The sequence below is a fragment of the Bradyrhizobium sp. genome, assembly GCF_019244115.1.
Lineage (GTDB): Bacteria > Pseudomonadota > Alphaproteobacteria > Rhizobiales > Xanthobacteraceae > Bradyrhizobium.
In genome coordinates this window covers 1-9,742 of the sequence record NZ_JAFATE010000040.1, presented here as the reverse complement: position 1 = coordinate 9,742, position 9,742 = coordinate 1, and the positions used below count along the sequence as shown (strand labels likewise).

General features: G+C 64.1%; 8 protein-coding genes. 2 read left to right on the top strand and 6 right to left on the bottom strand.

The features are described 5' to 3' along the window. The 6 genes from JOZ76_RS02050 to JOZ76_RS02025 form a co-directional block, all read right to left on the bottom strand. Window positions 1–1,222, bottom strand: a 1,222-nt coding sequence (locus JOZ76_RS02050) for an ABC transporter substrate-binding protein (protein WP_291711943.1), incomplete at its 3' end; no start/stop codon positions are given. A gap of 6 nt (window positions 1,223–1,228) precedes the next feature. Then, the gene (locus tag JOZ76_RS02045; protein ID WP_291696966.1) at window positions 1,229–2,242 is read right to left on the bottom strand and encodes a branched-chain amino acid ABC transporter permease; all 1,014 of its coding nucleotides are present in this window, start codon (window positions 2,240–2,242) and stop codon (window positions 1,229–1,231) included. A gap of 2 nt (window positions 2,243–2,244) precedes the next feature. Beyond that, window positions 2,245–3,123, bottom strand: coding sequence for a branched-chain amino acid ABC transporter permease (locus JOZ76_RS02040; RefSeq protein ID WP_291696965.1), 879 nt, complete (start codon window positions 3,121–3,123; stop codon window positions 2,245–2,247). Window positions 3,124–3,134: 11 nt separating this feature from the next. Beyond that, window positions 3,135–3,848, bottom strand: coding sequence for an ABC transporter ATP-binding protein (locus JOZ76_RS02035; RefSeq protein ID WP_291696964.1), 714 nt, complete (start codon window positions 3,846–3,848; stop codon window positions 3,135–3,137). Next, window positions 3,845–4,642 carry an ABC transporter ATP-binding protein gene (locus JOZ76_RS02030; RefSeq protein WP_291696963.1) on the bottom strand — a complete coding sequence of 266 codons (798 nt, stop codon included), beginning with the start codon at window positions 4,640–4,642 and terminating at the stop codon, window positions 3,845–3,847. Before JOZ76_RS02030 ends, JOZ76_RS02035 begins: the two co-directional genes overlap by 4 nt. 66 nt (window positions 4,643–4,708) lie before the next feature. Continuing rightward, window positions 4,709–5,596 (bottom strand): IclR family transcriptional regulator, encoded by an 888-nt coding sequence (locus tag JOZ76_RS02025; RefSeq protein ID WP_291696962.1) that lies wholly within the window; start codon window positions 5,594–5,596, stop codon window positions 4,709–4,711. A 134-nt stretch (window positions 5,597–5,730) separates the two neighbouring features. Here JOZ76_RS02025 and JOZ76_RS02020 point away from each other — a divergent pair, with 134 nt between their 5' ends. Then, entirely contained in the window at window positions 5,731–7,830 is a 2,100-nt protein-coding gene (locus JOZ76_RS02020; protein ID WP_291696961.1) for a 3-hydroxyacyl-CoA dehydrogenase NAD-binding domain-containing protein, read from the top strand. A 202-nt stretch (window positions 7,831–8,032) separates the two neighbouring features. After that, complete coding sequence (gene pimA / locus JOZ76_RS02015) at window positions 8,033–9,718, top strand: dicarboxylate--CoA ligase PimA (RefSeq protein WP_291696960.1); 1,686 nt, start codon at window positions 8,033–8,035, stop codon at window positions 9,716–9,718. Window positions 9,719–9,742 lie beyond the last annotated feature (24 nt).

Below are 9,742 nucleotides of genomic sequence, written 5' to 3'. Positions count from 1 at the left end.
AATGAGTGAGATTGCCGTTCATGATGTCGCCGAACAGGTCCCATTTCTCGCCCCTGAACCGCATCATCTGCAGCTCCTTGATCGGTGCGTAATCGGTCGCCGAGGTGTTGATCTTGATGCCCGGCAGCAGGGTATCAGGCTGGAAATCCTTCAGGCTCGCCGCCTGCTTCATGACATTGTCGCGCGTCAGGTCGTCGCCACACTGTTTCAGGACCTCGACCAGGGTCTGCGCGGCGCCGTAGCCGAAGACCGTCGCGGCATCGCGCTTGTTACCGTCCGGATAATATTGCGCCAGGAAATCGACGAACTTCTTCATGCCGGGATCGTCGGCCCACTGCGGGTCGCCGGCGTCCTTGGCATAGTTGGCCGAGAGAATACCTTGCGAATTCTCGAAACCTGCCGGCATCATCACGGCGCCGACGGACGAGGAGACGTTGACCACGATCTGCAGCGGATGCCAGTCGATCTCGGTAGCCCGCTTGATGGCCTGCGCCGCGAATTTCGGCGTGGTCACGCTGATGAAGACGTCGGCGCCGGCGGCCTTCAGCCTGACGATGTGATCGTCGATCGAGGGTTCCGATGTCTCATAGCTCTCTTCCGCCACGATCATGGAGGCCTTCGGCCCGAGCCCGTCCTTCAAGCCCTTGACATAATCCTTGCCGAAATCGTCGTTCTGAAACAGCACGGCGATCTTGCCGGCTGGCTTCTCCTTCAAAACATAGGCGGCATAGATATGCGCCTCGGTCTGATACGACGGCTGCCAGCCCATGCTCCACGGGAAGTTTTTCGGATCGTTCCACTTCGAGGCGCCCGAGGCGATGAAGAGTTGCGGCACCCGCTTGGCGTTCATGTACTTCTGGATCGCCGAGTTGGAGGGCGTGCCGAGCGAATTGAAGATCAGCAGCACGCCGTCGCCTTCGACCAGCTTGCGCGCCTGCTCGACCGCCTTCGGCGGCGAATAGGCATCGTCGTAGGAGATGAAATTGATCCTGCGGCCGTTGATGCCGCCTTCGGCGTTGATCTTGTTGAAGTAGGCTTGCTCGGTCTTGCCGATCACGCCATAGGCCGAGGCCGGCCCCGAATACGGCATGATGTTGCCGATGCGGATCTCGGTGTCGGTTGCGCCACTGTCGTATTTCTTCTGGGCAAACGCCGCGCTGCAGGCAAAGGTCGCAATTGCCGCCGCAAGCGCGGCGGCATGAACGGGGTGGCTGAACCGCATTCCTATTTATCTCCTCAAGCGCGCGAGCAGTTGCTGGCCCACGATGGCGATCTGCCTCGCGCCATGCGGCAACAGGAAGATAACCAGGAAGAGAAGAACGCCGAACACCGCGCCGGACAAGCCCTTTGAAATGTTTTCGGCGATGTTCGGGACGAAGATGATGAAGGCCGAGCCGATGAACGAGCCGGGCAGCCAGCCGACGCCGCCGACCACCATGCCGAGGAACAGCGCGATCGCGAATTGAATGGTGTAGCTGTCCGGCGCCACGAACTGCACGGCGATCGCGCCGAGGCCCCCGGCGACGCCGGTGATGCCGGCCGACACGCCGAAAGCAAGCGTCTTGTAGAGCGCGACATTGACGCCCATGGCGGAGGCCGCGATCTCGTTGTCGCGGATCGCCATGAAGGCGCGTCCCGAGCGCGAGCGCAGCAGGTTGACCGAGAAGACGTAGATCGCGACCGTGATGACCAGCGTGAAGTAATAGAGCCAGACATCCTGCGACATGTGCAGGCCGAACGGCGCATCCGGCTTGGTCACGACCAGGCCCTGCACGCCGCCGGTCCATTTCTCGAAATAGCCGAGTTTCAACAGTTGCGGCATGGCGGTCGCCAGCGCAAACGTCGCAAGCGCCAGATAGACGCCGGAGAGGCGGAGCGCCGGCTGGCCAAACAGGAAGCCGGCGCCAAAACAGACCAGGCCGGCGACCGGCAGGGTCAGCGCATAGTTGACGTCGTACTGCTCCATCAGGATCGCCGAAGTATAGGCGCCGATGGCATAGAACGCGCTCTGGCCGAGCGAGAACTGGCCGCTGCCCCCGGTCAGGATGTTCAGCGCGAGCACCGCGACGCCGTAGATCAGCAGCATCGTCATCTGGAAGATGATGAAGTTCTTGACGAACAGCGGCACGACGAGCAGCAGCGTCAGGACCACCAGCGAGGTGCCGGTGCCGAGCGTCATGGCCCGCTTTGGAACGGCTTCAACCGCTGCGGCCTGGGTGGCGACGTCCTCGACAGCGCTCATGATCAGACTCGCTTCACGATGTGCCGGCCGAACAGGCCGGCGGGTTTCACGACCAGGATGGACACGATCAGCGCCAGTGCGATCGGCAGTTTCAGCTCATTGCCGGCGTAGGGGATGTAGGTCCCGGCGAGGTTCTCGAAGATGCCGACCAGAAAGCCACCGACCACGGCGCCGAACGGGCTCGTGAGCCCGCCGAGCACCGCCGCGGCAAAACCGTAGATCAGCGTGCCGAGCATCATGTTCGGCTCCAGGAACACCACGGGCGCAATCAATATTCCCGCGATCGCGCCGATCGCGGCCGCCATGCCCCAGCCGAGCGCAATCATCCAGCTCGTATTGATGCCGACCAGCCGGGCCGACTCCGGCAGCGAGGCTGCGGCCCGCATCGCGAGCCCCACCCGCGTGTACTGGAAGAAGAAATACAGCGCGAGCAGCAGCAGCAGGGTGACGCCGATCATGCCGGCCTGGTGCGTCGAGATCAGCTGGCTGCCGAGGAACGGGGCGGAGCCGAACGGGGTCGGATATTGCTTGATGGTGAAGTCCCAGATCAGCCCGGCGGAGGAGTTGATGATGGAATAGAGCGCAATGAAACCGGCCACATTGGTCAGGATCGGCGCCTTGGCGAGCGGCTTGAAGAGCACCCGCTCGATCGCGATTCCGCCTGCGAAGGAGAAGGCGATGGTGAGGACGAAGGCGACCCAGTAGGGCAGCCCCCATTGCATCAGCTGCCAGGAGATGAAGGTCGAGAACATCGCCATCTCGCCTTGCGCGAAATTGAGATGATCGATCGCCTGGTAGATCATGACCACCGCAAGAGCGAGGCAGGCGTAGATCGCGCCGGTGGAGATGCCGGCCAGGATCTGATTGGTGAAAAGCTCCATGGCCGCTTCCCTCAGTAGCCGAGATAGGATTTACGGACGTCTTCGTTGTTGGCGATGTCCTTGGCCGCGCCCGACATCACGATCCGTCCGGTCTCGATCACATAGGCCTGGTCGGCAAGCTCCAGCGCGAGCTGCGCGTTCTGCTCGACCACCAGGATCGACACCTTGTCCTCGCGGTTGATCTTGCCGAGGATGCCGAACAGGTCGCGTACGACCAGCGGTGCGAGTCCGAACGACGGCTCGTCCAAGAGCATCAGGCGCGGCCGCAGCATCAGCGCGCGGGCGACCGCGAGCATCTGCTGCTCGCCGCCGGAGAGCGTGCCGGCCTGCTGCGTGTAGCGCTGCTTCAGCACCGGGAAATGCGCGTACATCCGCTCCATGTCCGAGACGATGCCGGCGTGGTCCTTGCGGGTGATGGCGCCGAGCTGCAGATTCTCCTCCACCGTCATGTTGGTGAAGGTGCCGCGGCCCTGCGGCACATGCGCGATCCCGAGCCGGACGATGCCTTCGGTCGAGCGGCTGGTGAGGGCTGCGCCTTCGAACTCGATCGAGCCGGTCGAGCGCACCATGTTGCAGATGGCGCGCAGCGTCGTGGTCTTGCCCGCGCCGTTGGCCCCGAGCAAGGTGGTGAGCGAGCCCTCGTTGAGCGAGAAGGAGAGGCCGTGCAGCGCCTGGACCTGACCGTAATATGCGCGCAAGTCCTTCACGTTGAGCAGCGCGGTCATTGGTCCTTGCTCCCGAGATAGGCCCTGATGACATCGGGATCGGCTTGCACCTGGGCCGGCGTGCCCTCCGCGAGCTTGCGGCCGAAATTCAGCGCGACCACGTGATCGGCGATCGACATCACCAGCCCCATGTGATGCTCGACCAGCAGCACGGTGACCTTGCGGTCATCGCGAATGCGTTTGATCAGGTCGCCGAGCACGTAAACTTCTTCATGATTGAGTCCGCCAGCCGGCTCGTCGAGCAGCAGTATCTTTGGATCGGCTGCGAGCGCGCGCGCCAGTTCGACGCGCTTCTGGGTGCCGAAGGGCAGGCCCGCGACGGGCTTGTGGGCGACCTCTTCGAGATCGAGATAGGCGAGGATCTCGTGAACCTTCTTGTTCATCGCGCTCTCGCCGTGCCGCACCCAGTTGAGTTTCAGCGAGTCCGAGACGATGTCGCTTCGGGTGCGGGCATGGGTGCCGACGCGGACGTTGTCGAGCACCGAAAGATTGGGAAACAGCGCGACATTCTGGAAGGTGCGGCCGATGCCGATCTCGGCGATCCGGTGCGGCGGGCGCGACAGGATGCTGACGCCTTCCATCAGGATATCGCCGGAGCTCGGCTGATAGAGCCGCGAGAGGCAGTTGAAGAGGGTGGTCTTGCCCGCGCCGTTCGGTCCGATCAGGCCGAGGATCTGGCCCTGCAGCATGTTGAAAGAGACGCCGTTGAGCGCGACGATACCGCCGAAATGAACGCTGACCTCGCGGACCGCGAGCAGGGGATCGTGACGTGGCGCAAGCTCGGCCTGCGTCATTTCGCTCCACCCCGGCGGCGAGACGGGGGGCGATGGCAAAGCAGACTGGTTCGCCGTCGAGCGGCGCTACCTGATCCCCTCGGCAAGACGTGCACCTTTCCCTCCTGGCTTCAGCTTTTTGACTGCTTCTTTTTTGCTTGGTTTGATTGTGTCTGGTGGCTGCGGCGCCGCGCCGCCAAGGGCTAGTTCGATGTTCCTTACCATCGCGACGAGACGAGGTCCAATATCCCCGAGCAGCCGCTCCTCCGTAAAACGGAATGCCGGCGCGCCACAGTTGAACGCATACGGTCCCGTTCCGTCATTTAACTTTAGTGCAACGCCGACCGCATGGACGTCGTCCTGCCACTCGCCGGCCGAAATCGCAAACCCGCGCTTGGCGACGATCTCGCCGCAGCGCTCGATACCGTCGCGCATCTTCGGCCAGCGGCTGCCGTAATGTTCGCGCAATTCGCGCAATAGGTTGGCGCGATCGTCCTCCGGGAGTGCCCAGATATAGGCGCGGCCCATCGCCGTGGTCGCAATCGGAATGCGCGAACCGACGTCGAGCTGAACGCCGAGCGTCAGCCCGTTCCGGCTCTGGCCGAAATAGATCATGCTGTGGCGGTCGCGCCCGCCAACGGCGACGGCGCCGCCGGTCTGGCGCATCAACTCCTCGCGATATGGTTCGGACAAATGTCTGACGCCGAGATTGGCGAGCGCGGCATAGCCCAAGGCCATCGCCGCCGGCGCGAGCTGATACTTTTCGAACCGCGGGACCGGTGTAAGATAGCCGAGCTTGGTCAGCGTGTAAGTCAGCCGCGAGACGGTCGGCTTCGGCAGATTGGTGCGGGCCGCAATCTCCTGATTGCCCAGAAGCCCGTCATTGGGATGGAATGCGCGCAGGACGTCGAGACCGCGGGACAGCGCGACGACGAAACGGCGATCGGTCGCCTCTTTCTTGGCTGGACGTTTCATTCCCTCTGGCGCGCTTAAGATTGCGGTCCTCGTTGACAAGGCACGTGCTTCAAAATAACCCTCGCTGTCAAGATGTGGAATTAAATTCCGCAGTGCGAAATCGAGCAAAAACAAAAATCCCAAGGAGCGTAGCCGTGAGCGAAGTGGTCAAGCTTGAACGTCACGACGACATTGCCATCGTTACCGTCGACAGCCCTCCGGTCAACGCATTGAGCGCCGCGGTCCGCGGCGGCATCCAGCAAGGCATTCGCGCTGCGATCGCCGATCCAGAGGTGAAAGGCATCGTTCTCACTTGCGCCGGGCGCACCTTCATCGCGGGCGCCGACATCACCGAATTCGGCAAGCCGCCAAAACCGCCGGCGCTCAACGACGTGCTGGCCGAGATCGAGAACAGCCCAAAACCCGTCGTGGCGGCCATTCACGGCACGGCACTCGGCGGCGGCCTGGAGGTTGCACTTGCCTGCCATTTCCGTGTCGCAGTCAAGGACGCCAGGCTCGGCTTGCCCGAAGTTAAGCTCGGATTGCTGCCTGGTGCCGGCGGCACGCAGCGGTTGCCGCGCGCGGTCGGGCCGGAGCTCGCGGTCAAGATGATCGTCGGCGGCGATCCGATCGGGGCTGCGGAAGCGCTGAAGAACGGGCTGATCGAGGAGATCGTCGAGGGACCCGCCGCGGGCGGCGAAGCCTTTGCCCGAAAAGTGCTCGCCGAGAAGCGCCCGCTGCGCAGGCTGCGCGACGACGATAGCAAGCTGGCTGCGGCTAAGGCCGACCGCTCGATCTTCACCAACGCGGTCGCCGCCATGACCAAGAAGACGCGGGGGCTGGAGGCGCCATTCGCGGCCGCTGATGCCGTCGGCTACGCCATCGACCTGCCGTTCGACGAAGGGCTGAGGAAGGAACGCGAGGGCTTTTTGAAGCTGGTCGCCAGCGACCAGTCGAAGGCGCAGCGCTACGCCTTCTTCGCCGAGCGCGAGGCCGCCAAGATCGCGGGCGTGCCTGAGGGCACCAAGTCGCGCAATGTCGCGCGCGTTGCCGTGATCGGCGCCGGCACCATGGGTGGCGGCATCGCCATGTCCTTTGCCAATGCCGGCATCCCGGTGACCCTGATCGAAACCGGCGAGGAGCAGCTCAAGCGCGGCATGGGTGTGATGCAGAAGAACTGGGAGGCAACGGCTGCGCGCGGCGGCATCCCGGCGGACGCGCCGGCCAAGCGCATGGCGCTGATCGACGGCAAGGTCGGGCTCGAGAACGTGAAAGACGCCGATCTCGTCATCGAGGCCGTGTTCGAGACCATGGCGATCAAGAAGGAAGTGTTCGGCAAGCTCGACCAATACGCCAAGCCCGGCGCGGTGCTGGCGAGCAATACGTCCTATCTCAACATTGATCAGATCGCGAGCGAGACGACGCGTCCGCAGGACGTGCTCGGCATGCACTTCTTCTCGCCGGCCAACGTCATGAAGCTCTGTGAGGTGGTGCGCGCCGCAAAAACTGCGCCGGACGCGCTGGTCACGGCGGTGAACATCTCGCGCAAGATCGCGAAGGTGCCGGCGGTGGTCGGCGTCTGCGACGGTTTTGTCGGCAACCGCATGCTGGCGCAGCGCGGCAAGCAGGCCGAAAAGCTGCTGTTCGAAGGCGCGCTGCCGCAGCAGGTCGATGCGGTCGTCACCAAGTTCGGCATGCCGATGGGGCCGTTCGCGATGGGCGATCTCGCCGGCCTCGACATCGGCTGGCGCTCGCGAAAAGACCGCGGCATCAAGTCGGAGATTGCGGACGCGCTGTGCGAGGCCGGGCGGTTCGGTCAGAAGACCGGCAAGGGCTACTACAAATACGAGGGCGGCTCGCGCGCGCCGCTGCCGGATCCCGAGGTCGAGAAGCTGATCGACGAGACGCTGGCGCGGCTCGGCCGCAAGCGCCGCGCGGTCGGCGACGAGGAGATCCTCGAGCGCATGATGTATCCGATGATCAACGAGGGCGCAAAAATTCTCGACGAGGGCATCGCGGCGCGGCCGTCCGACATCGACGTGATCTGGCTCTACGGTTATGGCTGGCCGATCTACCGCGGCGGCCCGATGTATTGGGCCGACAGCGTCGGGCTGAAGCAGATCGCCGACCGGCTCGCCTACTATGCCAAGGAGACCAATGATCCCTCGCTGGAGCCCGCGCCGCTGCTGAAGCGCCTCGCCGCCGAGGGCAAGACTTTCGCCTCGCTGGCGTCAGAAGCCTCGAAGGCGGCGTGACCGTGGTGACGTTGCGTGAGAAGGGCACGAGCCGTAGTGCTCCCCTCCCCCTTGCAGGGAGGGGGCGGGGGTGGGGGTACCACGAGCACCGCGTCTGCGGCTCACCCCCCTCCCTGACCCTCCCCGGCAAGGGGGGAGGGGACGGAAGCAGCGTGCCTGCCTTACACGGTAACGTCACGGCGATCTCGCGCGGGGCGCGCCCATGACCCATCCCGGCGAGCAATTTTATCCCGAGGGCGTGCATTGGGACGACACCATCGCCCGCGGCACGCTGCCCGACCTGCTGTCGCAGGCAGCGCGCGACTTCGGCGCTCGGCCAGCGATCGAATTTCGCGAGCGGCCGATCTCATACACTGAGCTCGAAGGGCTCGCCGAGGTTGCGGCATCGGCCTATCTGCGCGCCGGCTACGGCAAGGACACCTCGGTCGCGCTGTTCCTCGGCAACACGCCGGATCATCCGGTCAACTTCTTCGGCGCGCTGAAGGCGGGCGCGCGCATCGTGCATCTGTCGCCGCTCGACGGCGAGATCGCGCTGTCGCACAAGCTCGCTGACTCCGGCGCGCGCGTGCTGGTCACCAGCAATCTCGCGGCACTGCTCCCGACCGCGCTGAAATTTTTGGACAAGGGCCTGATCGATCGCCTCGTCGTCTGCGAGGACGATTCTTGGGGCAGGATCGGCACGCCGCAAATGGCGCTGCCGGACCATCCCTCTGTCATTACCCACCGGCAATTCATCGGCGGCGCGGCCAGGCCGGCGCAATGGCCTTCGATTGCAGCCGATGACGTCGCGCTGTTGCAGTACACCGGCGGCACCACGGGCCTGCCCAAGGGCGCCATGCTCACCCACGGCAACCTGACCGCCGCGGTGTCCATCTACGACGTCTGGAGCAAGCCGACGCGCCAGAAACGTGAAGGCGTGCCGGAGCGCGTGATCTGTGTGCTGCCGCTGTTTCACATCTTCGCACTCACGGTGGTGATGCTCTCCGCCATCCGGCGCGGCACGCTGATCTCGCTGCACCAGCGCTTCGACGTCGAAGCCGTCATGCGCGACATCGAGGTCAAGCGCGCCACGGCCTTCCCCGGGGTGCCCACGATGTGGATCGCGATCGCGGCGCTGCCCGACCTGGACAGACGCGACTTCTCCTCGCTCGCGACCTTCGGCTCCGGCGGCGCGCCGCTGCCGGAGGAAGTTGCAAAAATTTTCGAGCGCAAGGTCGGCAAGAAGCTGAAAAGCGGCTGGGGCATGACCGAGACCTGCTCGCCCGGCACCGGCCATTCCGAGCAGGGCCCGGAGAAGCCGGGCTCGATCGGGTTGATGCTGCCGGGGATCGAGCTCGACGTCGTCGCGCTGGACGATCCAACAAGAGTGCTGCCGGTCGGCGAAGTCGGCGAGATCCGCATCAAGGGGCCGAATGTCACCAGGGGCTACTGGAACAAGCCGAAGGAAACGGCCGAGTCGTTCGTCGGCGATCGTTTCCTGACCGGCGACATCGGTTACATGGACACGGACGGCTATTTCTTTCTGGTCGATCGCAAGAAGGACATGATCATTTCGGGCGGCTTCAACGTCTATCCGCAGATGATCGAGCAGGCGATCTACACTCATCCGTCCGTGCACGAAGTCATCGTGATCGGCATTCCCGACGAGTATCGCGGCGAGGCTGCAAAGGCCTTCATCAAGCTGCGCGACGGCGCAGCGCCGTTCTCGCTGGACGAGCTGCGCGCGTTTCTCACGGGCAAGCTGGGCAAGCATGAATTGCCGGCTGCGCTGGAGTTCGTTGCCGAGCTGCCGCGTACCCCCGTCGGAAAGCTGTCGCGCCATGAATTGCGCAAGCAGCAGACGATGCCCTTGCAACAACCCAAACTCGCAACAGGAACCTCGTCATGACCGACGCCGTCATCGTTTCCACCG